We start from the raw sequence: 22,896 nt of genomic DNA on the forward strand, positions 1-22,896 counted from the left end.
GCATGGACGAGTTGCGCCGCCAAGGCCTGGGGAAGATGAACGAGGTGTACGGCTGGGAGATGCCCAACATCGAGGGCGACCCGTACTTCGACCTGACCGTCGACCACCTGTTCGGCAGCATCTGGACCCGCCCGGGATTGTCGATGCGCGACAAGCGCATCATGACCCTGACCGCGGTGACCGCGATCGGCAATCGCGACCTGGCCGAAATCCAGATCAACGCCGCCCTGCTCAACGGGGAGCTCACCGAGGACGAACTCAAGGAGATGGCGGTCTTCGTGACCCATTACCTCGGCTTCCCGCTGGGCTCGGCGCTCAACGGTGCGGTCGACGCCGTCGTGGCCAAACGCAAGAAGGCCGCGGCCAAGGGCACCGGCGAGGACAGGAAGGCCAACGTCGACGCCGCGGTCAGGATGCACAGCGGCGAGGGCCTGGACTAACTGCCGAGCCCACCCAGCGGCGTAGGTATCGCCGCAGCTCGGCGCCGTGGCGCGGCGGGCGGCCCGGGTCGATGACGAACGACTGGATGATCCGTAGCAGGTGCTCGGCGAGTTCGGCCACCTCGTCGTCGCGGAAACCGGCTGCCGCCCAATCGACGTCGAAGCGGCGCAGCATGGAGTTGGCGAATCCCAGGGCCACATCGGAGGTGACGTCGGCGGTGAACGCGTTGTCGCGGTCACGCGTCAGCAGCAGGCCGATGTGTTTGTCGTCGGGCAACCATTCCAGGGCGGTGGCGATCGCCTCGGTGGCCGCGTCGGCCGGATCGGTGATACCGGCCAGGTGCGCGGCCAACCGCTCCAAGAACCCGTCCGCCGCCGCTGTGGCCGCCGCCACCAGCAACGCGTCGGTGCTGGGGAAGTAGCGGTACACGGTCTGGCGGGTCACCCCCAGGGTGCGGGCCACATCGGCGATGGACAACTCGGCACCGCGTGCGTCGATCACCTGGCTGGCCGCCGCCAGGATGCGCGCCACCGCTTCGTCGTCGGTGGCCGGGGCCGCACCGCCCCACCCGTGGGTGCGCACCGGCTAATGGTAGGACACGTGCAGGTCCTTGATCCCGTTGATCCAGCCGGACCGCAGCCGTTGCGGCTCGGCCAGTTTGGTGATGTCGGGGATCTGGTCGGCGATCTCGTTGAACATCAGCCGGATCTCCATCCGGGCCAGGTTGGCGCCGATGCAGTAGTGGGTGCCCTGCCCGCCGAACGCCAGATGCGGGTTGGGGTTGCGCAGGATGTCGAACTCGAACGGCTTGTCGAAGACGTCTTCGTCGAAGTTCGCCGAGCTGTAAAACAGGCCGACGCGCTGGCCCGCGCCGATCGCCACCCCGCCGACCTCGGTGTCGACCTTGGCGGTGCGCTGGAAACAGTGCACCGGGGTCGCCCAGCGGACGATCTCGTCGACGGCGGTCTCGGGGCGGTCCCGCTTGAACAGCTCCCACTGCTCGGGGTTCTCGGCGAACGCGTTGATGCCGTGGGTGATCGCGTTGCGGGTGGTCTCGTTGCCGGCCACCGCCAACAGGATGACGAAGAACGCGAACTCGGTTTCGCCCAGCGCCTCGCCGTCGACGTCGGCCTGCACCAGCCGGGTGACGATGTCGTCGGCCGGGCAGCGGCGGCGCTGTTCGGCCATCGTGTACGCGTAGCCCATCAACTCGGCGTTGGCCACCGTCGGATCGGCGTCGAAGTCCGGGTCGTCGGTGTTCATGATCGAGTTCGTCCAGTGAAACAGCTTTTCCCGGTCGGCCTCGGGCACCCCGATCAAATCGGCGATGGCCAGCAGCGGCAGCTCCATCGCGACGTCGTCCACGAAGTTGCCGCGGTCCTTGGCGGCGGCGGCCGCGACGATGTCGTGGGCGGCCAACGCCAGCTTCTCCTCCAGCACCGCGACCGAGCGCGGGGTGAACAGCCGCGACACCAGCTTGCGCAGCCGGGTGTGCTCCGGCGGGTCGTGGTTGATCAGCAGCGCCTTGGTGAGCTCGAGCTGCTCGGCGGTCACCCCTTCGGGCAGCCGCATCACCGCGCCCTTGGCGTTGGTGGACCACACGTCGTTGTCCCGGGAGATGTCCTTGATGTGCTGGTGCTTGCTGATCACCCAGTAGCCGCCGTCATCGAAGATGTTGCTGCCGGCGGGCTGCTCGTTCCACCACACCGGCGCGGTCTTGCGCAGCTGGGCGAACTCGGTGACGGGCATGCCGCGCAGCAAGACGTCCGGGTCGGTGAAGTCGAAGCCGGAACCGAACGGACAGACCTGCGTTGACGTCAAGGCGACCACCTCCGTGTGGTGTGGGACACAAACCGCCTACGACCATACACCTGGCTGTCAAGTGTATGTCCGTGGGCGGCTGAGCGGCGGCGATCGCACGTCGCCCGCTAGGGTGACGGGTTGTGCGCGTCCTGGTGATCGGTTCCGGTGCCCGTGAACATGCGCTGCTGTTGGCGCTGCGCCGAGATCCGCAGGTCGAGGGGCTGGCGATCGCCCCGGGTAACGCCGGCACCGGCGCCGTCGCCGACCACTACGACGTCGACATCAGCTCCGGGGACGCCGTCGTCGCGGTGGCGCGCGAGTTCGGCGCCGATCTGGTGGTGATCGGGCCCGAGGTGCCCCTGGTGCTCGGTGTCGGCGACGCGGTGCGCGCGGCCGGGATCGCCTGCTTTGGTCCCAGCAAGGACGCGGCCCGCATCGAGGGCTCCAAGGCGTTCGCCAAGGACGTGATGGCCGCCGCCGGGGTCCGCACCGCCCGCAGCGAAATCGTCGACAACCCCGCGCATCTGGACGCCGCGCTGGACCGGTTCGGTCCGGGCGCCGGCGAGACGGCCTGGGTGGTCAAGGACGACGGCCTGGCCGCCGGCAAGGGCGTGGTGGTGACCGCGGACCGCACCGCGGCCCGCGCGCACGCCGCCGGGCTGCTGGAGGGCGGGCACCCGGTGCTGCTGGAGTCCTTTTTGGACGGGCCGGAGCTGTCGCTGTTCAGCGTCGTCGACGGCCAGACCGTGGTGCCGCTGCTGGCCGCGCAGGACTTCAAACGGGTCGGCGACGGCGATGTCGGCCCCAACACCGGCGGCATGGGCGCCTACGCGCCGCTGCCCTGGCTGCCCGACGAACTGGCCGCCCGCATCGTCGCCGAGGTCGTCGAACCGGTTGCCGCCGAACTGGTTCGCCGCGGCAGCCCGTTTTCCGGCCTGCTGTACGCCGGGTTGGCGATCACCTCGACCGGGCCGGCGGTGGTCGAATTCAACTGCCGCTTCGGTGACCCCGAGACGCAGTCGGTGCTGGCGCTGCTGGATTCCCCGCTGGGCCAACTGCTGCACGCCGCCGCCACCGGCGAGCTGGCCGGGTTCGGGCCGCTGCGCTGGCGCGACGGCGCTGCGGTGACCGTGGTGCTGGCCGCCGAGAACTATCCGGGCCGGCCGCGGCTCGGTGACGTCATCGCCGGCGCCGACGTCGACGGGGTGCTGCATGCCGGCACGGCCCGCCGCGACGATGGGGCCATCGTGTCCAGCGGCGGTCGGGTGCTGTCGGTGGTGGGCACCGGCGCGGATCTGACCGCGGCCCGCACCGACGCGTATGCCCGGCTGGAATCGATCCGGTTGCCGGGCGGCCACTTCCGCAACGACATCGGGTTGGCGGCCGCCGAGGGCAAGATCCGGGTGTAGGGGCCGCCCCCTTCGCCGCGTGTTCGCCGAGCGGCACTCTCACGACGCGACACGCCGACGATGCGTCGTGAGAATGCCACTCGGCGCGGTGATTACGCCGTCAAAAGCGGGGCCACCCACGTCAACTCGGCGGGCAGCTGCGAACTCCAGAACGCCGCGTCGTGCCCGCCGGGGGAGAAGCCGCCCGCCGGCGGGGTGGGCAGCTGCGCGATGAACTGTTTGGTCGCCCCGTAGAACGGGTCGCTGTCCCCGCAGTCCACCCGGATCGGGATCGACGCCAGCGCCGGCATCCCGACCACCGAGTTTGCCGACCAGTCGTCGGCGCCGTCGAACGCGCCGGGCGCGGTCGCGCCCGACGACAGCCACAGCGCCGGGCTGACCGCGCAGATCGCCGCGGTGCGGGCCGGCCCGAGCCGACCGCCGAGCAGCAGCGCACCGTAGCCGCCCATCGACCAGCCCAAGAACGCCACCCGCGAGGTGTCCAGCCCCTGATCGGCCAGCAGCGGGATCAGTTCGGTGAGCACCATCGCCCCGGAATCCTCCCCGGAGGCCCGCTTGTGCCAGTAGCTGCCGCCGCCGTCGACGGCGACCACCGCGAACGGCGGCAGGCCGGCGCTGACCGCCTGCGCCAGGCCCTGCTCGACCCCGCCGGCCATCACCGTCGAGGCGTCACTGCCCTTGCCGTGCAACGCGATCAGCGGCCGCAGCGCGGCGGTCTGGCCCGGCGGGCGGGCGATGGCCCAGTTGGTGGTGACCCCGCCGCGGGCCGCCGACACGAACGAGCCGGTGGTCATCGTGGGCGCCGCGACGGGGGCGGGCGCCGGCTCCCGCGGCAGCGGCGGCGCCAACGGCGGCTGCGGCACCGGGGCCGGGGGCGCGGCCGGCACGGCCTGCGAGGGTCGGGCCGCGAACAGGGTGCCCAGCGCGTAGGCGCCGGCGGCGCCGGCGGCCGCACTGGCACCCAGGCGCAGCACCGCCCGTCGGCTCAACTCAGACATGCCGGACATCATAAGCGGCGGTCCGGTGCGACGTTTGCCCGAAAGGGCAATGCGGCACCTGCCTGACTGGCAGCATGACTAAACGTGACGGCAGCGGTCACACCCAAGGGTGAACGTCGACGGTATGCGCTGGTCAGCGCCGCCGCCGAGTTGCTGCGCGAGGGTGGCTTCGAGGCGGTGCGGCACCGGGCGGTGGCCCGGCGGGCGGGGCTGCCGTTGGCGTCGACCACCTACTACTTCTCCTCGCTGGACGACCTGATCGCCAGCGCGGTCGACCACATCGGCATGCTGGAGGTGGCCCAACTGCGGGCCCGGGTCGCCGGATTGTCCAAGCGCCGCCGCGGCGCCGAGACCACGGCCGATCTGCTGGTCGATCTGCTGGTCGGCGAGGACCACGGCTCGCTGCTGACCGAGCAGCTGATCTCCCGCTACGAGCGCTACATCGCCTGCGCCCGGCTGCCCGCGCTGCGCGACATCCAGCGCCGGATCCTGCATCAACGCGACGAGGCCGTCGTCGAAGCCATCGAGCGGTCGGGCCGCCGGGTGCGCCCCGAACTGCTGTCCGCGCTGGTCTGCGCGGTCGACGGGGCGGTGGTGGCGGCGTTGGTCGACGACGGCCAAGGCCCGCGGGAGGCGGCGCGGGCGACGTTGATCGGGGTGATTGACGTGCTCGCGCCGATCGACCGCAGCGTGGTGTCGGCCTGATGGGATCTGCACGGCGGCAAGAACATTCGCCCAGCCGCTAGCCCTCGCCGTCGAGCTGGCGCCGGATCTCGGCCAACCCCCGTTGCGCCGCGTCCAGCAGCGCCGCGACGTGCGCGAGGCGCTCCCGCAGCTCGTCGGCGTCCGCGGGCGGCACCGCCGGACGCGCGCGCGTGGGCGCCAAATCGGGCGGCAGGGTCGGGGTGACGATGTAGCCGGTCGCGAAGTCGCCGTAGATGGTCACGTCTTCGGGCCGGTGATAGGAAAACAGCGCGACGTACGCGCACAGCACGGCGTCGACGGGGTCTTCGTCCCGGTCGAGTTGGCTGGGACGGGTGGCGGCCGCGATCCGCTTGCGCAGCTCCACCCACGACACGTTGTGGTTCACCCGCAGCCGCGGTGTCGCCGTGTCGAGTCCCTCGATCAGCGTCATCAACTGCAGCAGCTCACGCTGGCGGTCCCCGAAGGCGCCGCGCTTGTACTTCAGGGTCTGCGGCAGGCCGAACAACGCCACGGTGGCCGGATGCGGATACACCTCGATCGCCCGTCGCGCCGAGCTCGAGGCGGGGTTCATGTCCAACGTGAGCGCGGTCGCGATCCGCGCACCGCGGGGATCGTCGAACTCCGGTCGCCCGGTGTAGGCCGGCCGCGCGCCGGCCTCGAAGCGCTGGAAGTCGCGGTTGAGCGCCCGCTCGCAGGGCCGATACCCGGTCGGGTTCGTCACGATCAGCGGCGCGTCGATGGCCACCAGGCAGTCGCCGCTGACAAAGGGCGCCACCGCGTCCTCGATGCTCGCGTCGTCCTGGACGCTACTGACATGCAGCAGCCGGCCGTCGGCGTCCACCGCCGCGACACCGGTGCGGTTCTTCTCACCCCAGGCGAGATCGAGGCCAACGAAGTACATCCGCCCACTGTGCCGCATCGCCGACCGTAAGCTACGTGTTCGTGACGATTCCCAACGTGCTGGCCACCCGGTACGCCAGCGCCGAGATGGCGGCGATCTGGTTACCGGAGGCCAAGGTCGTCGCCGAGCGGCGGCTGTGGCTGGCGGTGTTGCGCGCTCAGGCCGAGCTGGGCGTCCCGGTTCCCGAGCAGGCGCTCACCGACTACGAGCGGGTGCTCGAGGACGTCGACCTGGGCTCGATCGCCGACCGGGAACGGGTGACCCGCCACGACGTGAAGGCCCGCATCGAGGAGTTCAACGCGCGCGCCGGCCACGAGCACATCCACAAGGGGATGACCAGCCGCGACCTGACCGAGAACGTCGAGCAGCTGCAGATCCGCCGCTCGTTGGAGCTGGTGTTTGGCCACGGGGTGGCGGTGGCGGCCCGGCTGGCCGAGCGGGCGGTGACCTACCGCGACCTGGTGATGGCCGGGCGCAGCCACAACGTCGCCGCCCAGGCCACCACGCTGGGCAAGCGGTTCGCCAGCGCCGCCCAGGAGACGCTGCTCGCGTTGACCCGGCTGCGGGAGCTGATCGACCGCTACCCGCTGCGCGGCATCAAGGGCCCGATGGGCACCGCCCAGGACATGCTCGACCTGCTGGGTGACCCCGCCAAGCTGGCCGAGCTGGAACACCGCATCGCGCGGTACCTGGGTTTTAGCACGGTGTTGACCAGCGTCGGGCAGGTCTACCCCCGGTCGCTGGACCACGATGTGCTCTCCGCGCTGGTGCAGCTGGGCGCCGGCCCGTCGTCGCTGGCACACACCATCCGGCTGATGGCCGGCCACGAGCTGGTCACCGAGGGGTTCGCGCCGGGCCAAGTCGGCTCGTCGGCGATGCCGCACAAGATGAACACCCGCAGCTGCGAACGGGTCAACGGCCTGCAGGTGGTGCTGCGCGGCTACGCGTCGATGGCCGCCGAACTGGCCGGCGCCCAGTGGAACGAGGGCGACGTGTTCTGCTCGGTGATCCGCCGGGTGGCGCTGCCCGACGCGTTCTTCGCCGTCGACGGGCAGATCGAGACGTTCCTGACCGTGCTCGACGAGTTCGGCGCCTACCCGGCCGTCATCGGCCGCGAGCTGGACCGCTACCTGCCGTTTTTGGCCACCACCAAGGTGCTGATCGCGGCGGTGCGCGCCGGGGTGGGTCGCGAGGCCGCCCACGAGGTGATCAAGGAACACGCGGTCGCGGTGGCGTTGGCGATGCGGGAGCGCGGCGCCGAACCCGACCTGCTGGACCGGTTGGCCGCCGACGAGCGGCTGCCGCTGGACCGGGCGGCGCTCGACGCCGCGCTGGCCGACAAGCAGGCGTTCACCGGCGCCGCCGCCGACCAGGTCGACGGCGTGGTGGCGGCGGTCGACGCGCTGGTGGCCCGCTACCCGGACGCGGCCAAGTACACCCCCGGTGCCATCCTGTAGCGCCATGACCGCTTCGGCTGCGCCGTCGGGCTTGCTGCACCAGATCGACTTCACCGATCTGGACAACTTCGCCGCCGGGTTTCCGCACCAGCTGTTCGCGGTGCATCGCCGCGAGGCCCCGGTGTTTTGGCATGCGCCCACCGAGCACACCCCGGACGGGGAGGGGTTCTGGTCGGTGGCCACCCACGCCGAAACCTTGCTGGTGCTGCGCGACCCGGAGACGTTCTCCTCGGTGACCGGCGGCGGGCGCCCGTTCGGCGGCACCATCCTGCAGGATCTGCCGATCGCCGGGCAGGTGCTGAACATGATGGACGACCCGCGGCACGGCCAGATCCGGCGGCTGGTCAGCTCCGGGTTGACGCCCCGGATGATCCGGCGGGTCGAAGACGACCTGCGGCACCGGGCCCGTCGGCTGCTGGACGGGGTCACGGCCGGCGTGCCCTTTGATTTCCTGACCGACATCGCCGTCGAGGTGCCGATGCAGATGATCTGCATCCTGCTCGGCATTCCCGAAACCGACCGGCACTGGCTGTTCGAGGCCATCGAGCCCAGCTTCGACTTCCGCGGGTCGCGGCAGGCCGTCGTCTCGCGGATGTCGGTGGAAGAGGCCGGGTCCCGGATCTTCGCCTACGGGCAGGAGCTGATCGCGGCCAAGCGCGCCGCCCCCACCGACGACATGCTCTCGGTGGTCGCCAACGCCACCCTCGAGGACCCCGACGCGCCGCACCTGACCGATATCGAGCTGTACCTGTTCTTCAACCTGTTGTTCAGCGCCGGCGCGGAAACCACCCGCAACGCCATCGCCGGCGGGCTGTTGGCGCTGGCCGAACATCCCGACCAGCTGCGGGTGCTGCGCGGCGACCCGGGGTTGCTGCCGACGGCGGTGGAGGAGATGGTGCGGTGGACGTCGCCGTCGCCGTCCAAACGCCGCACCGCCACCCGCGCCGTCACCCTCGGCGGCCAACACATCGAGGCCGGCCACAAGGTGCTGGTGTGGGAGGGTTCGGCCAACCGGGACGCGGCGGTGTTCGACCGCGCCGACGCGTTCGACGTCACCCGCAAACCCAACCCACACCTGGGGTTTGGGCAGGGCGTGCACTACTGCCTGGGCGTCAACCTGGCCCGGCTGGAGCTGCGGGTGTTGTTCGAGGAACTGCTGGCCCGGTTCGGCGACGTCGCGGTGGTGGCCCCGGTCGAATGGGCCCGCAGCAACCGGCACACCGGCATCCGGCATTTGGTGGTGGAACTGCGCGGTGCGGCGTGACGGTCCGGTTGCGTGACGTCGAACCGTCCCCGGATGTGTTCGCCGCGGTGATGGCGACCGGGATCTTGTCGATCGCCGCGCGCAACCACCACTACGGACGGATCAGCGACACGCTCGGTGTGCTGGCCTCGGCCGGGCTGATGGTGCTGGTCGCGGTGGTGGTGCTCACCGCGATCGCCAAACGCCGGATCGTGTTCTGGGATCTGACCGACCCGGATGTCACGCTGCGGTTGTTCACCTTCGTCGCCGCCTGCGCGGTGCTGGACAGCCGGCTGGCCTCCCACCCGGTGGTGGTCCGCATCCTGGGCGCGGTGGCGCTGTCGGCCTGGCTGGTGCTGGTGGTGCTCACCGCCCGCAACATGTCGGCGCGTACCTGGACGGCGCTGCGCGATCATGCCCGCGGCGCGTGGGAGCTGGCCAGCGTGGGCACCTCCGGGTTGGCGGTCGTCACCGCGCAGGTGGCGATGTACACCGGGCACCGCTGGTGGCTGGCGGCGGCCGTGCCGATCTGGGTGCTGGCGCTGGGCATCTACGCCCTGATGACCTGGCTGATCCTGTGGCGCACCGTGCACGAGCGGCAGGACCGCGACGGCTTCGAGCCCGACACCTGGATCCTGATGGGCGGGCTGGCCATCGCCACCCTGGCCGGGGACAACATTCACCAGCTGGCGCCGGCCTGGTTGGCCGGCGGTGTCCGGGTGGTCACGGTGGTGACCTGGGTGGTGGCCACGGCGTGGATCCCGCCGCTGATCTACTTCCTGCTGCATCGGGTCAATCAGCGGCCCGGGGTGCTGCAGTTCGCCGGGGTGTGGTGGGCGCTGGTGTTCCCGCTGGGCATGTATTCGGTGGCCACCTACTGGATGGCGGCCGAGGTCGGGGTGCGCTCCATGCAGACGGTGTCGCTGATGTTTTTCTGGAACGCGATGACGGCCTGGCTGATCGTGGTCATCGCCGGGCTGCTGGGGGTGCGGCGGGTGATGGTGCGCAGCTCACCGGCCCCGCCGCCGCAGGCCGGCCGACCGTAGCTCCAAGCCGGCCAGTCCGCGGATGGCGACCAGATCCTGGTGCCGCCACGCCCCGACCGGGTCGGGGCTGATGTCGGCGAGTTTGCGCAGCGGCCGGTTCGTCAGCGCCCGCAGCGCCAGCAGCTGCTCGCCGGCCGGGGTGGCGGCCAGCGCCAGCACCATCCGTTTGCGCCGGAAGAACCGCAGCCGCAGCACCAGCCACGGCCCCGCCACCGCGGCGATCGGGGGAGCGGCCACCGCGATGGCCAACACCACCGCCAGCCAGCTGGCGGTGGTGTCCAGGGTGTGCCCGGCACCGGCGATATCCAGGGCGGCGGTGCTGGCCGCGGTGAGCGGCTTGCTGATGGTGTCGCCGACCAGCGGGATGTGATCGGCGCTGCTGCCGGCGGATTTCAGGTTCTCCGCGACCCCGTTGGCGCCGCCTTGCACCTGGCCGCCGACGGCGGCGATCGTGGAGATGGCGCTGTGCACGGCCAGCCCGACCAGCAGCCACACGAAACTCCACACCGCGACCCCGACATCACTGAACAGCTGGGCCAGCAGCCGGCCGGGGCTGGTGGCGTAGGGCAGCAACCGTGAACTCATGGCCTTGATCCCAACACATGGCCGACCGATAGGCTGGCCCGATGGCCCGACCCGCTCTGTCCGACTACCAGCATCTGGCCAGCGGCAAAGTGCGCGAGCTGTACCGCGTCGACGACGAGCATCTGCTGTTCGTCGCCACCGACCGGATCTCGGCGTACGACTACGTCCTGGACAGCCAGATCCCGGACAAGGGACGCATCCTGACCGCGATGAGCGTGTTCTTTTTCGACCTCGTCGAGGCCCCCAACCACCTGGCCGGCCCGCCCGACGACCCGCGCATCCCGGCCGAGGTGCTGGGCCGGGCCCTGTTGGTGAAACGCCTGCAGATGCTGCCGGTGGAATGCGTGGCCCGCGGCTACCTGACCGGCTCGGGGCTGGTCGACTACCAGCAGACCGGGAAGGTGTGCGGCATCGCGTTGCCGCCGGGGCTGGTGGAGGCCAGCAAGTTCGCCACCCCGCTGTTCACCCCGGCCACCAAGGCCGAACTCGGGGACCACGACGAGAACATTTCGTTCGCCCAGGTGATCGAGCAGGTGGGTGCGGTGCGGGCCAACCAGCTGCGTGACCGTACCCTGCAGACCTACATCCAGGCCGCCGACCATGCGTTGACGAAAGGAATCATCATCGCCGACACCAAATTCGAATTCGGTATCGACGCGCACGGCAATCTGGTGCTGGCCGACGAGATCTTCACCCCCGACTCGTCGCGGTACTGGCCCGCCCACGACTACCGGGCCGGGGTGGTGCAGACCAGCTTCGACAAACAATTCGTCCGCAATTGGCTGACCAGTGCAGAATCCGGCTGGGACCGCACCGGGTCGCAACCGCCGCCACCGCTGCCGCCGGACATCATCGACGCCACCCGCGGCCGCTACATCGAGGCCTACGAACGGATTTCCGGCCTGCGCTTCGACGACTGGATCGGTCCGGCCGCATGACCGAGCTGTTTACCCCACCCGTGGCCAAGCGGGTGGCGAGCACCCGCACGCATCACGGCGACGCGTTCGTCGACCCCTACGAATGGTTGCGGGACAAGTCCGACCCGGACGTGATCGCCCATTTGGAGGCCGAGAACGCCTACACCGATTCGGCGACCGCGCATCTGGAACCGTTGCGGCAAAAGATTTTCGACGAAATCAAGGCCCGCACCAAAGAGACCGACCTGTCGGTGCCGACCCGACGCGGCGCCTGGTGGTATTACGGCCGCAGCTTCGAGGGCAAACAGTACGGGGTGCACTGCCGTTGCCCGGTCGCCGATCCCGACAGCTGGGATCCGCCGGTGCTCGACGAGCACACCGAGATCCCCGGCGAACAGGTGCTGCTCGACGAGAATGTCGAGGCCGACGGGCACGACTTCTTCGCGCTCGGCGCGGCCAGTGTCAGCCCCGACGGCAACGTGTTGGCGTACTCGGTCGACGTGGTCGGCGACGAGCGCTACACGCTGCGGTTCAAGGACTTGCGCACCGGGCAGCGCTACCCCGACGAGATCGTCGGGATCGCCGCCGGGGTGACCTGGGCCACCGACAACCGCACGGTGTACTACCTGACCGTCGACGCGGCGTGGCGGCCCGACACCGTGTGGCGGCATCGACTGGGCGCGGGGCTGCCCGCCGAACAGGTCTACCACGAAGCCGACGAGCGGTTCTGGCTGTCGGTGGGCCGCACCCGCAGCGACGCCTACGTGCTGATCGCGTCCGGGTCGGCGATCACCTCCGAGGTCCGCTACGGCGACGCCGGCGACCCGGAGGCGCAGTTCACCACGGTGTGGCCGCGCCGTGAGGGTATCGAGTACTCGGTCGAGCACGGCGTCGTCGGCGGCCAAGACCGGTTTTTGATCCTGCACAACGAGCGCGCGGTGAACTTCACCCTGGTGGAGGCCCCGGTGGCTGACCCGACCGCCCTGCGCACCCTGATCGAGCCCAGCGACGAGGTGCGCCTGGACGGTGTGGACGCCTTCGCGGAGCACCTGGTGGTCAGCTACCGCGGGGAGGCGCTGCCCCGCATCCAGCTGTGGCCCATCGACGCCGGCGGTGACTACGGTGCGCCCCAAGAGCTTTCGTTCGATTCGGAGCTGATGTCGGTTGGGTTGGGCGCCAACCCGAACTGGGATTCGCCCAAACTGCGGATCGGCGCGACGTCGTTCATCACCCCGGTGCGCATCTACGACCTGGACCTGGCCACCGGCGAGCGCACCTTGCTGCGCGAACAACCGGTGCTGGGGGACTTCCGGCGCGAGCACTACGTCGAGCGCCGGGACTGGGCCTACGCCGCCGACGGCACCCGCATCCCGGTGTCGATCGTGCACCGGGCGGGCCTGGACTTCCCGGCGCCGGCCCTGCTGTACGGCTACGGCGCCTACGAGATCTGTCAGGATCCGCAGTTCTCCATCGCCCGGCTGTCGCTGCTGGACCGGGGCATGGTGTTCGTGGTCGCGCATGTGCGCGGCGGCGGGGAGATGGGCCGGCTGTGGTACGAGCGCGGCAAGCTGTTGGACAAGAAGAACACCTTCACCGATTTCGTTGCGGTGGCACGGCATTTGATCGAGACCGGGGTCACCCGGCCCCGGCAGTTGGTGGCGCTGGGCGGCAGCGCGGGCGGGCTGCTGATGGGGGCGGTGGCCAACCTGGCCCCGGAGCTGTTCGCCGGCATCCTGGCCCAGGTGCCGTTCGTCGACCCGCTGACCACCATCTTAGATCCGTCGCTGCCGCTGACCGTCACCGAATGGGACGAGTGGGGAAACCCGTTGGCCGACAAAGACGTCTACTTCTACATGAAGGAGTACTCGCCGTACGAGAACGTCGCGCCGCGGGACTATCCGCCGATCCTGGCGATGACCTCCCTGCACGACACCCGGGTGTACTACGTCGAGCCGGCGAAATGGGTGGCGGCGTTGCGGCACACCAAAACCGACGCGCACCCGGTGCTGCTGAAGACCCAGATGAGCGCCGGCCACGGCGGGATCAGCGGCCGCTACGAGCGCTGGAAGGAGACCGCGTTCCAGTTCGCCTGGCTGCTGGCCGCCGCCGAGGGCAACCACGACGGCCCCCGGCCAGGCAGCTAGCCTGCTGTCATGACCTCGCTCACCGAAATCCCGCTGACCACCCTGGACGGCCGCGCCACCTCGCTGGCCGACTATGCCGACCGGGCCGTGCTGGTGGTCAACGTCGCCTCCAAATGCGGATTGACCCCGCAATACGGTGCGCTGGAGCAGCTGGCGCGGGATTACGCCGAACGCGGGCTGACCGTGCTGGGCGTGCCGTGCAATCAGTTCCTGGGCCAAGAACCCGGCACCGCCGACGAGATCCAGACGTTCTGCTCCACCACCTACGGGGTGACCTTTCCGCTGCTGGCGAAAACCGAGGTCAACGGCGACGGCCGGCACCCGCTGTACGCCGAGCTGACCCAGACCCCCGACGCCGACGGCCAGGCCGGCGACGTGCAATGGAACTTCGAGAAGTTCCTGATCGCGCCCGGTGGGACGGTGGTCAACCGGTTCCGGCCGACCACGGTGCCCGACGCGCCCGAGGTGGTCACCGCGATCGAGGCCGTGCTGCCCAATTAGCCGCCCGTCCGCCTGTCGGACACCGTCCGGACACCTGGGATCGCCACACTGGTGGCGTGAATGGGCAACTGATCGTCTCGGTTTCCGGGATCGGTGAACGGACCCTGGCCGACGTCGCCGCGTTCTGCGCGGAAATGGACTCGCGGGCGGTGCCGGTGTCGTTGCTGGTCGCGCCCCGGCTCAAGGGCGGCTACCGGCTGGACACGGACGCGCACACCGTGCAGTGGCTGACCGAGCGGCGCGCCGGCGGCGACGCGATCGTGCTGCACGGCTACGACGAGGCCGCCACCAAGCATCGCCGCAGCGAATTCGCCGCGCTGCCCGCCCACGAGGCCAACCTGCGGCTGATCGCCGCCGACCGGGTGCTGGAACACCTCGGTTTGCGCACCCGGCTGTTCGCGGCGCCCGGCTGGGCGGTCTCGCCAGGGACCGTGAAGGCCCTGCCGCGTAACGGTTTCCGGCTGCTGGCCGGGCTGCACGGCATCACCGACCTGGTCCGGGGCGACACCGTTCGGGGCCGGGTGCTCGGGATCGGGGAAGGCTTCCTCACCGAACCTTGGTGGTGCCGGATGCTGGTGCGCTCGGCCGAACGCACCGCGCGCCGCGGCGGGCTGGTGCGGGTCGCGGTGGCGGCCGGTCACCTGCGCAAGCCCGGGCCGCTGCAGGCGATGCTGGATGCGGTGGACCTGGCGCTGCTGCACCAGTGCACCCCCACCGTCTACGCGTGGCGGTCCGATCGTCCGGTGCGCGACGCGGCCTGACCCGCACTCGCTACTCTGTAGCGCCATGGACGCTGACGTCATCGTCGTCGGGGCGGGCCTAGCCGGCCTGGTGGCGGCCTGCGAACTGGTGGACCGCGGTAAGCGGGTGCTGATCGTCGACCAGGAGAACAGCGCCAACCTCGGTGGCCAGGCGTTCTGGTCGTTCGGCGGGCTGTTCTTCGTCGACAGCCCCGAACAACGCCGCCTCGGCGTGCGCGACAGCCAGGAACTGGCCTTGCAGGATTGGCTGGGCACCGCGGGATTCGACCGGCCCGAGGACCATTGGCCGCGGCAGTGGGCGCACGCCTACGTCGACTTCGCCGCCGGGGAGAAACGCAGCTGGCTGCGGGCCCGCGGGCTGAAGATTTTCCCGCTGGTCGGCTGGGCCGAGCGGGGCGGCTACGACGCGCGCGGCCACGGCAACTCGGTGCCCCGGTTCCACATCACCTGGGGCACCGGGCCGGCGCTGGTGGAGATCTTCGCGCGCCGGTTGCGGGGTCGCACGGCGGTGCGGTTCGCGCACCGCCACCGGGTCGATGAGCTGATCGTCGAGGACACCACGGTCACTGGGGTGCGCGGCAGTGTGCTGGAACCGTCCACCGCGGCGCGCGGGGTGGCGTCGACGCGGAATGTGGTGGCACAGTTCGAGTTCCGCGCCGCCGCGGTGATCGTGACCAGCGGCGGCATCGGCGGCAATCTGGAGCTGGTGCGGCAGAACTGGCCGCCGCGGATGGGCCGGGTGCCCGACCAGCTGATCGCCGGGGTGCCCGCCCACGTCGACGGCCGGATGATCGGTATCGCCGAAACCGCTGGTGCGCGGGTGATCAACCGGGACCGGATGTGGCACTACACCGAGGGCATCACCAACTACGACCCGGTGTGGGCCCAGCACGGCATCCGCATCATCCCGGGTCCGTCGTCGCTGTGGCTGGACGCCGACGGCAAACGGTTGCCCGGCCCGCTGTACCCGGGTTTCGACACCCTGGGCACGTTGGAGTACATCGCCCGATCCGGCCACGACTACACCTGGTTCGTGCTCAACCAGAAGATCATCGAGAAGGAATTCGCGCTGTCCGGCCAGGAACAGAACCCGGACCTGACCGGACGCAGCCTGCGGCAACTGCTGTCCTCGCGGGCGAAGTCCGGGCCGCCGCCCCCGGTGCAGGCGTTCGTGGATCGCGGGGTGGACTTCGTCAGCGCGAACTCGTTGCGCGAGTTGGTCACCGCCATGAACCAGCTGCCGGATGTGGTGCCGCTGGACTATGCGACGGTGGAGGCCGAGGTCACCGCCCGCGACCGCGAAGTGGCCAACCGGTTCAGCAAGGACGGGCAGATCACCGCGATCCGCGGGGCCCGCGCCTACCTGGGCGACCGGCTGGGCCGGGTGGTGGCCCCGCACCGGTTGACCGACCCGAAGGCCGGGCCGCTGATCGCGGTCAAATTGCACATCTTGACCCGGAAGACGTTGGGCGGCCTGGAAACCGACCTGGACTCCCGGGTGCGCAAAGCCGACGGCAGCGCGTTCGACGGGCTGTACGCGGCCGGGGAGGTGGCCGGGTTCGGCGGCGGCGGGGTGCACGGCTACCGCGCGCTGGAGGGCACCTTCCTGGGCGGCTGCATCTTCTCCGGTCGGGCCGCCGGGCGCGGCGCGGCCAGCGACATCGCCTAACCGTTGCCGCGAGCGTGCGCGTCCCCGGCCGACACGCCGGCCAAATCCCCGGATCTGCGCACGTTCGCGCGCGGATCAGAACGCGACCGCGCGCTCCTCGGGCAGCACCTGGAACTCGGTGTCGGTCATCTCGGCGAGCCGGCCGTGGTAGATGCCGCGGGCGTCGGGGGCGATGATGCCCTGGTGGATCGGCACCGCCCGGGTCGGTGCCACCGCGCGCAGATAGTCGACGGCCTCGGCGATCTTCATCCACGGGGCCGCCGCGGGGGTGGCCAGCACGTCCACCGGTTCGTCGGGGACGAACAGGGCGTCGCCGGGATGCATGAACCGGGCCCGGTGCCCGTCGTCGCCCACCAGATACGAGATGTTGTCGATCACCGGGATCTCCGGGTGGATCACCGCGTGCCGGCCACCGACGCCGCGGACGGTCAGCTCGCCGACCCGGAACTCGTCGCCGACCTGCACCGCCTGCCACGGCGCGCCCAGCTGCGCGGCGGTCTGCGGGTCGGCGTACAGCGCCGCGTCCGGGTTGGCCGCAAGCAGCGCGGGCAGCCGGGCGGTGTCCACGTGATCGGGATGCTGATGGGTGATCAGGATCGCCGACAAGCCGCTGATTCCCTCGAAACCGTGCGAGAAATTACCCGGATCAAACAGCACGGTGGTGTGATGGAAATCAGCGAGCAGACAGGAATGGCCGAAATGCGTCAGTTGCATATCTACGATTGTGCGCTGAGGGAGTGCGTATGCGGGTAATCATGGCAACGCTGCTGATCGTCGGGGGGTTTGCGACGGCCCCGGTGTCCGGGGCACCCGCGCATGCCGAACCCCAGACCTGCCCGACGCTGTGCGACCAGATCCCCAATTCCGCGTGGATCGACCCGGCCGCGGTGCCGCTGAACGCGGTGTACCACTGGCCGGCGCCGGCCGGGGCGGCCGCCGCGGTGACCGGAACACCCCGGTTTCGGTTCGAGCAACTGTGCGCCAGCGCGCCGGTGCCGCAGGACCCCCGCGACTACGTCGTCGCCAGCCGGGCCGTGCTCGACAAGCCGGAAGGCCAGTGGCAGTTGCAGGCTCAGGTGCTGCACTGGCGCGGGGAGACCTGGCGCACCGGCCAACTCGCCGCGTCGGTGTTCAACGCCGCCCGTACCGCGCTGCGCGGCTGCCAACGCGGCGCGCCGGAACAGTCCCCGTCGCTGACCACCGACGAGCCGAACCGGCTGGCCGCGGTGATCAGCGGGCCGGTGGTCATGCACACCTACCTGGCCGCCCAGCAGAGCAGCACCATCAGCGAACTCACCTTGTGGTCGTCGGCGCCGCCGCAGGTGCCGTGGCCGGTGATCGACGACGCCCAGGTCCTCGACGCGCTGGTCAAGCCGTTGTGCACCGCCTACCTCGACTCCTGCCACTGACCGGGCGACCCCCGACGTAGGATTACGCCGAACGTTCAGCTCGACAGCGAGGAGCCGCAGTGGCCCGGGTGGTGGTGCACGTGATGCCCAAGGCCGAGATCCTTGACCCGCAAGGTCAAGCGATCGTTGGTGCGCTGGCCCGGCTCGGGCACGGCGGCGTGTCGGATGTCCGGCAAGGCAAGCGGTTTGAACTCGAAGTGGACGACAGTATCGGCGACACCGAACTCGCGCAAATCGCGGAATCGTTGTTGGCCAACACCGTGATCGAAGACTGGGCCATCACTCGGGAGACCCCGTGACCACCGGCCGGGTCGGGGTGATCACTTTCCCCGGCACCCTCGACGACATCGACGCCGCCCGAGCGGTGCGGTTCGTCGGCGCCGAGCCGGTCAGCCTGTGGCACGCCGACGCCGACCTCAAAAGCGTTGACGCGGTCGTGGTCCCCGGCGGGTTCTCCTACGGCGACTACCTACGGGCCGGCGCCATCGCGCGATTCGCGCCGGTGATGGGCGAAGTCATCGCCGCCGCCGGCCGCGGCATGCCGGTGTTGGGGATTTGCAACGGCTTTCAGGTGTTGTGCGAAGCCGGCCTGCTGCCCGGCGCGTTGACCCGCAACGCCGGCCTGCACTTCGTGTGCCGCGACGTGTGGCTGCGGGTGGCGTCCACCGCCACCGCGTGGACCTCACGGTTCGAGCCGGACGCGGACCTGCTGGTGCCGCTGAAGTCCGGGGAGGGCCGCTACGTGGCGTCCGAGCGGGTGCTCGACGAATTGGAGGGCGAGGGGCGGGTGGTGTTCCGCTACCTCGACAACGTCAACGGCTCGTTGCGCGACATCGCCGGCATCAGCTCCGCCAACGGCCGCGTCGTCGGGCTGATGCCGCACCCCGAGCATGCTATCGAGGCGCTGACCGGCCCGTCCGACGACGGGCTGGGGTTGTTCTACTCCGCGCTGGACGCCGTGCTGGCCGCCTAGCGTTCACCTGTGAAGCACGTCGCGCTGCTGGTTTTTGTGTCGCTGTTCTTCGGTGGTTTTGCCATCGTGTGCTTGGTGTGGCTCGTTACCGCCGTTACCCGTGACGAATACCCCACCGCTGTCGTTGCGCTCGGCTTCGGCGTGTTTTGCGTCGGCGGGGTTGCCAGCACTAGCAAATCGCTGATCGGGGTAACTCCCCGAGTTGCCTTTGACGACGCTGGCACCACGATCCGACCGGATCGGATCTCTGCGGTGATTCTCAACGTGTCGCTGGTCGCTGTCACGATCGCGATGGGGCTGGGCGCCATCCTGTCTTTGGCCGGGGAACTAGACATCCCAGTGGACCCCGATGAACGGATCAACGGCGAGGCCCTCATCCTCGGGCTCGGCGCGGTGGCGTTTATCCCCACACTGTGGCGGCAGTTCAGCCGGGGAACGTACCTGCGGCTGACTCCGAGCGGATTCGAGATCGCGCAGGGACGGGCCGTCGAGGGTGGCTGGGACGACGTGGACGACATCACCGACAAGGTGCCCGGCCGCCGCGTGCAGCAGCCCAGCGCAATCGTCATGGCGATGTTGGACGGGAGATATCCCAACCTGACCGCGCACTCGTTTACGCGTAACGGCCAAGCTCTGCGCGCGATGGTCCGGTTCTATTGGCAACACCCAGAACACCGCAGCGAACTCACCGACGGTCGGGCCGCCGGCCGGCTGAGCGGCGAGCGGTTCGCGGTCTAATCCCCGGCGCCGAGCGTGCGCAATCCCGGCCAAAACCGCGGCGTGTCGGCCGGGGACACGCACGCTCGCGGGGAAGCTGCTAGGAGTTCAGCGCGACGGAGGCTTCGGCGGTGTAGCACAGGAAGGTCAGGGTCTCCTGCAGGTACAGCTGCACGCTGTCGGCGTCGTGCGACAGGTACCCGATCGTCACGTCGGTGCCCAGCTGCAGGTCGAAGTCGCCGCCCCGGGTGGTCAGCACGAACGCTCCGTCGATCGCGGGCGCCCAGATGATGTCGCCGTCGACCAGCCGGTGCAGGTGTTCGCGGATCGGGTAGCCGTGCTGGGTGGTTTCGCTGACCTTGGTGTAGACCTCGGCGGACAGCAGCACCGAGTAGGGGCCGTCGACCCCGGCCAGCCGCAGCGCCGACAGCGCCTGGCTGATCACGTCGGGGATGTCGCGGGCGTCGTCGGGCAGGGTCAGCGCGGAGTTGGAGCTGGCGGCGCGGATGCCCTGGATGGAGGCGGCCGGGTAGCCCTCGAAGATGGCCCGGTCCTCGATGAACGCCAGCTTTTTGGCGGCGTCCTTGACCGGATCCCAGTCGGCGTCTTGGGCGCCGCGCTCCACGTCGTCGATCTCGGAGCGGGACAGTGTGAACGGCACCCGCAGCCGCACCAGCGGCTGGCTGGCCCGCAGTTGGGCGATGACGCCGTCGGTGGGGGCGGTCACGTCGATCAGCCGGCCGGTGCCCACCGCGGCGGCCTGCGGTCCGCCCGGCTCGCTGACGTCGACCACCCGGCGGCCGGCGATGTGGCGCTTGAACGTGCGGGACGCCTCTTCTTCGATTTGGGCCCACGCCTCATCGGTGACCGGGGCCAGATCGCGGTAGAGGTTGTTCATTGCGGGATTCCTTTCAGGCTGCCGATGGCCAGCGAATCGTGGGTCGGGGTGGGCGGTGCCGCGGCCGCCGCGGCCGGCTCCGGCAGCGGCGGCGGGTCGTCGAGGAAATCGATGGTGGGGGTGAAGAACAGCCCGCCGGTCAGCGCGGTGGAGAAGTCCAGGATGCGGTCGGTGTTGCCGGGCGGGTCGCCCAAAAACATGTTGCGCAGCATCTGTTCGGTGACCGCCGGGGTGCGCGAGTAGCCGATGTAGTAGGTGCCGTATTCGCCGCTGCCCACCGTGCCGAACGGCATGTTGTGCCGCACGATTTTGAGCTCGTTGCCGTCGGCGTCTTCGATCACGTTGAGCGCCAGGTGCGAATTGGCCGGCTTGTCCTCGTCGGGCATTTCGATGTCCTCGAGCTTGGTGCGGCCGAACGCCCGCTCCTGCTCGGTGACCGACAGCGCCTCCCAGGCCGCCATGTCGTGCACGTACTTCTGCACGTGCACGTAGCAGGACCCGGCGAAATCGGGGTCTTCGTCGCCGACCTGGGTGGAGTCCACGGCCACCGGACCGTCCGGGTTCTCGGTGCCGTCGACGAAGCCGAGCAGATCCCGGTTGTCGAAGAACCGGAACCCGTGCACCTCGTCGACGATGCTGATCGCGCCGGCCATCGCCTTGACGATGCGCCCGGCTAGCTCAAAACAGACATCCATCACCTCGGCGCGGATGTGGAACAACAGGTCGCCGGGGGTGGCCGGGGCGCGGTGCCGCGGGCCGTCGAGTTCGACGAACGGGTGCAGCTCGGCCGGGCGGGGCCCGGAAAACAACCGGTCCCAGGCGGCCGAGCCGATCGAGGTCACCAGCGACAGCCGTTTGGTCGGATCCCGGAACCCGATGGCGCGCACCAGCCCGGACAAATCGGCCAGCGCCTCGTTGACGGTCGCCTCGCCGCCCTCGTCGATGGTGGCCACCAGAAAGATGGCGGCCGGCGTCAACGGAGCCAAAACCGGTTGCGGTGACGTTGCAGGCATCACCCGACCCTAACCGTTCGGCGGTGTCGGGATGATCGAAGATGAGGTCATGTCTGCGAGTGCATCGGGTCTGTGCGAGTTCATCGACGCGTCACCGTCGCCGTACCACGTGTGCGCGACGGTCGCGCAGCGGCTGCGCGCCGCCGGCTACCGCGAGCTCGCCGAGGCCGACCGGTGGCCGGACGGGGGCCGGTTCTTCACGGTGCGGGCCGGCTCGCTGGTGGCGTGGAACAGCACCACCGGCGGCGGCTCGTTCCGGATCGTCGGCGGCCACACCGACAGCCCCAACCTGCGGGTCAAACAGCGTCCCGACCGCGACGTGGCCGGCTGGCAGGTGGTGGCGCTGCAGCCCTACGGCGGGGCCTGGCTGAACTCGTGGCTGGACCGCGACCTGGGCATCAGCGGGCGGCTGTCGGTGCGGGACGGCGCCGGCGTCGGCCACCGGCTGGTCCGGGTCGACGAGCCGATCCTGCGGGTGCCGCAGCTGGCCATCCACCTGGCCGAGGACCGCAAGGCGGTGGCGCTGGACCCGCAGCGGCACGTCAACGCGGTATGGGGCGTCGGCGACGCGCCGGGGTCGTTTGTGGGTTACGTCGCCGAGCGGGCCGGCATCGACCCCGGCGACGTGCTGGGCTTCGATTTGATGACCCACGACCTGGCCCCGTCGACGCTGACCGGGGTCGACGACGTGTTCGTCAGCGCGCCCCGGCTGGACAACCAGGCCACCTGCTACGCCGGGCTAGAAGCGTTGCTGGCCGCCGACCCCGGCCCCCAGCTGCCGGTGTTGGCGCTGTTCGACCACGAGGAGGTGGGCTCCACCTCCGATCACGGCGCTCAGTCCGAGCTGCTGCTGAGCACGCTGGAACGCATCGTGCTGGCCGGCGGCGGCGACCGGGAGGACTTCCTGCGCCGGCTGCCCGGCTCGGTGGTGGCGTCGGGGGATATGGCGCACGCCACCCACCCCAACTACCCGGACCGGCACGAACCCGGGCACCCGATCGCGGTGAACGCCGGCCCGGTGCTCAAGGTGCAACCCAATCTGCGCTACGCCACCGACGGCCGCACCGCCGCGGTGTTCGCGCTGGCCTGTGCGCAGGCCGGGGTGGCGCTGCAACGCTACGAGCACCGCGCCGACCTGCCGTGCGGGTCCACCATCGGGCCGATGACCTCGGCGCGCACCGGCATCCCCACCGTCGACGTCGGCGCCGCCCAGCTGGCCATGCATTCGGCGCGCGAACTGATGGGCGCGGCCGATGTCGCCGCCTACGCGGCCGCGCTGACCGCGTTCCTGGCGCCGGACTAGATG

General features: G+C 70.2%; 24 protein-coding genes. 16 read left to right on the top strand and 8 right to left on the bottom strand.

Translation table 11 applies throughout. The features are described from left to right. The first annotated feature begins 2 nt into the window (after positions 1-2). Positions 3-440, top strand: a complete 438-nt coding sequence (locus ACAG26_RS05300; RefSeq protein WP_370480252.1) for a carboxymuconolactone decarboxylase family protein — start codon at positions 3-5, stop codon at positions 438-440. Here ACAG26_RS05300 and ACAG26_RS05305 read toward each other — a convergent pair. Both ACAG26_RS05305 and ACAG26_RS05310 read right to left on the bottom strand, forming a co-directional pair. Further along, the gene (locus ACAG26_RS05305; RefSeq protein WP_370480255.1) at positions 409-1,023 is read right to left on the bottom strand and encodes a TetR/AcrR family transcriptional regulator; all 615 of its coding nucleotides are present in this window, start codon (positions 1,021-1,023) and stop codon (positions 409-411) included. The two genes, ACAG26_RS05300 and ACAG26_RS05305, sit on opposite strands and share 32 nt — an antisense overlap. Positions 1,024-1,026: 3 nt before the next feature. Then, complete coding sequence (locus tag ACAG26_RS05310; protein WP_370480258.1) at positions 1,027-2,262, bottom strand: cytochrome P450; 1,236 nt, start codon at positions 2,260-2,262, stop codon at positions 1,027-1,029. 122 nt (positions 2,263-2,384) lie between these two features. Here ACAG26_RS05310 and purD point away from each other — a divergent pair, with 122 nt between their 5' ends. Beyond that, a complete protein-coding gene (gene purD, locus ACAG26_RS05315; protein WP_370480261.1) occupies positions 2,385-3,653 on the top strand; it encodes a phosphoribosylamine--glycine ligase in 1,269 nt (422 codons plus the stop codon). 92 nt (positions 3,654-3,745) lie between these two features. Here the strand turns inward: purD and ACAG26_RS05320 are convergent, their stop codons facing one another. Next, entirely contained in the window at positions 3,746-4,663 is a 918-nt protein-coding gene (locus ACAG26_RS05320; protein ID WP_370480263.1) for an alpha/beta hydrolase-fold protein, read from the bottom strand. Between the two features lie 72 nt (positions 4,664-4,735). On the opposite strand from ACAG26_RS05320, the gene ACAG26_RS05325 reads away from it, so the two are divergent. Further along, the gene (locus tag ACAG26_RS05325; protein ID WP_370480266.1) at positions 4,736-5,356 is read left to right on the top strand and encodes a TetR/AcrR family transcriptional regulator; all 621 of its coding nucleotides are present in this window, start codon (positions 4,736-4,738) and stop codon (positions 5,354-5,356) included. Positions 5,357-5,393: 37 nt separating this feature from the next. Here ACAG26_RS05325 and ACAG26_RS05330 read toward each other — a convergent pair whose 3' ends face one another. Next, positions 5,394-6,257 (bottom strand): DUF429 domain-containing protein, encoded by an 864-nt coding sequence (locus ACAG26_RS05330; RefSeq protein ID WP_370480268.1) that lies wholly within the window; start codon positions 6,255-6,257, stop codon positions 5,394-5,396. 41 nt (positions 6,258-6,298) lie between these two features. Between ACAG26_RS05330 and purB the strand changes: the two genes are divergently transcribed. From purB to ACAG26_RS05345, 3 genes are read left to right on the top strand one after another with little or no spacing between them, the layout of a single operon-like run. Next, positions 6,299-7,714, top strand: coding sequence for an adenylosuccinate lyase (gene purB / locus ACAG26_RS05335; protein WP_370480270.1), 1,416 nt, complete (start codon positions 6,299-6,301; stop codon positions 7,712-7,714). A 4-nt stretch (positions 7,715-7,718) separates the two neighbouring features. Then, positions 7,719-8,978, top strand: coding sequence for a cytochrome P450 (locus tag ACAG26_RS05340; RefSeq protein ID WP_370480272.1), 1,260 nt, complete (start codon positions 7,719-7,721; stop codon positions 8,976-8,978). After that, a complete protein-coding gene (locus tag ACAG26_RS05345) occupies positions 8,975-10,003 on the top strand; it encodes a tellurite resistance/C4-dicarboxylate transporter family protein (RefSeq protein ID WP_370480274.1) in 1,029 nt (342 codons plus the stop codon). The genes ACAG26_RS05340 and ACAG26_RS05345 overlap by 4 nt, the downstream gene beginning before the upstream one ends. Here ACAG26_RS05345 and ACAG26_RS05350 read toward each other — a convergent pair. After that, on the bottom strand, positions 9,968-10,588 hold the full coding sequence (locus tag ACAG26_RS05350) for a hypothetical protein (RefSeq protein ID WP_370480276.1): 621 nt from the start codon (positions 10,586-10,588) through the stop codon (positions 9,968-9,970). The genes ACAG26_RS05345 and ACAG26_RS05350 overlap by 36 nt on opposite strands. Before the next feature lie 41 nt (positions 10,589-10,629). Here ACAG26_RS05350 and ACAG26_RS05355 point away from each other — a divergent pair, with 41 nt between their 5' ends. Genes ACAG26_RS05355 through ACAG26_RS05375 form a run of 5 tightly spaced genes read left to right on the top strand, consistent with a single transcriptional unit; the run spans position 10,630 to position 16,580 of the window. Further along, positions 10,630-11,526 carry a phosphoribosylaminoimidazolesuccinocarboxamide synthase gene (locus tag ACAG26_RS05355; protein ID WP_370480278.1) on the top strand — a complete coding sequence of 299 codons (897 nt, stop codon included), beginning with the start codon at positions 10,630-10,632 and terminating at the stop codon, positions 11,524-11,526. Beyond that, positions 11,523-13,649 carry a S9 family peptidase gene (locus ACAG26_RS05360; protein ID WP_370480280.1) on the top strand — a complete coding sequence of 709 codons (2,127 nt, stop codon included), beginning with the start codon at positions 11,523-11,525 and terminating at the stop codon, positions 13,647-13,649. The genes ACAG26_RS05355 and ACAG26_RS05360 overlap by 4 nt, the downstream gene beginning before the upstream one ends. Before the next feature lie 9 nt (positions 13,650-13,658). Further along, a complete protein-coding gene (locus ACAG26_RS05365) occupies positions 13,659-14,150 on the top strand; it encodes a glutathione peroxidase (protein WP_370480282.1) in 492 nt (163 codons plus the stop codon). A gap of 56 nt (positions 14,151-14,206) precedes the next feature. Further along, positions 14,207-14,911, top strand: a complete 705-nt coding sequence (locus ACAG26_RS05370; protein WP_370480284.1) for a DUF2334 domain-containing protein — start codon at positions 14,207-14,209, stop codon at positions 14,909-14,911. A gap of 25 nt (positions 14,912-14,936) precedes the next feature. Further along, complete coding sequence (locus ACAG26_RS05375; RefSeq protein ID WP_370480286.1) at positions 14,937-16,580, top strand: FAD-binding dehydrogenase; 1,644 nt, start codon at positions 14,937-14,939, stop codon at positions 16,578-16,580. Positions 16,581-16,655: 75 nt separating this feature from the next. Here ACAG26_RS05375 and ACAG26_RS05380 read toward each other — a convergent pair whose 3' ends face one another. After that, on the bottom strand, positions 16,656-17,294 hold the full coding sequence (locus ACAG26_RS05380; protein ID WP_370480288.1) for an MBL fold metallo-hydrolase: 639 nt from the start codon (positions 17,292-17,294) through the stop codon (positions 16,656-16,658). A gap of 29 nt (positions 17,295-17,323) precedes the next feature. On the opposite strand from ACAG26_RS05380, the gene ACAG26_RS05385 reads away from it, so the two are divergent. Genes ACAG26_RS05385 through ACAG26_RS05400 form a run of 4 tightly spaced genes read left to right on the top strand, consistent with a single transcriptional unit; the run spans position 17,324 to position 19,700 of the window. After that, positions 17,324-17,989, top strand: a complete 666-nt coding sequence (locus ACAG26_RS05385) for an ATPase (protein WP_370480290.1) — start codon at positions 17,324-17,326, stop codon at positions 17,987-17,989. 59 nt (positions 17,990-18,048) lie between these two features. Continuing rightward, positions 18,049-18,288 carry a phosphoribosylformylglycinamidine synthase subunit PurS gene (gene purS, locus ACAG26_RS05390; RefSeq protein ID WP_370480292.1) on the top strand — a complete coding sequence of 80 codons (240 nt, stop codon included), beginning with the start codon at positions 18,049-18,051 and terminating at the stop codon, positions 18,286-18,288. Then, positions 18,285-18,962, top strand: a complete 678-nt coding sequence (purQ, locus tag ACAG26_RS05395) for a phosphoribosylformylglycinamidine synthase subunit PurQ (protein WP_370480294.1) — start codon at positions 18,285-18,287, stop codon at positions 18,960-18,962. The genes purS and purQ overlap by 4 nt, the downstream gene beginning before the upstream one ends. A gap of 9 nt (positions 18,963-18,971) precedes the next feature. Continuing rightward, positions 18,972-19,700: a hypothetical protein gene (locus tag ACAG26_RS05400; RefSeq protein WP_370480296.1), complete on the top strand. Its 729-nt coding sequence runs from the start codon at positions 18,972-18,974 to the stop codon at positions 19,698-19,700. A 79-nt stretch (positions 19,701-19,779) separates the two neighbouring features. Here the strand turns inward: ACAG26_RS05400 and ACAG26_RS05405 are convergent, their stop codons facing one another. Both ACAG26_RS05405 and ACAG26_RS05410 read right to left on the bottom strand, forming a co-directional pair. Continuing rightward, entirely contained in the window at positions 19,780-20,577 is a 798-nt protein-coding gene (locus tag ACAG26_RS05405) for a family 1 encapsulin nanocompartment shell protein (protein ID WP_370480298.1), read from the bottom strand. Next, positions 20,574-21,590 (bottom strand): Dyp-type peroxidase, encoded by a 1,017-nt coding sequence (locus ACAG26_RS05410; RefSeq protein ID WP_370480301.1) that lies wholly within the window; start codon positions 21,588-21,590, stop codon positions 20,574-20,576. Before ACAG26_RS05410 ends, ACAG26_RS05405 begins: the two co-directional genes overlap by 4 nt. A gap of 49 nt (positions 21,591-21,639) precedes the next feature. Here ACAG26_RS05410 and ACAG26_RS05415 point away from each other — a divergent pair, with 49 nt between their 5' ends. After that, complete coding sequence (locus ACAG26_RS05415; RefSeq protein ID WP_370480303.1) at positions 21,640-22,893, top strand: M18 family aminopeptidase; 1,254 nt, start codon at positions 21,640-21,642, stop codon at positions 22,891-22,893. The last annotated feature ends 3 nt before the right edge of the window (positions 22,894-22,896 follow it).

Origin of the sequence: Mycobacterium sp. pUA109 (assembly GCF_041287095.1) — a bacterium.
GTDB lineage: Bacteria > Actinomycetota > Actinomycetes > Mycobacteriales > Mycobacteriaceae > Mycobacterium.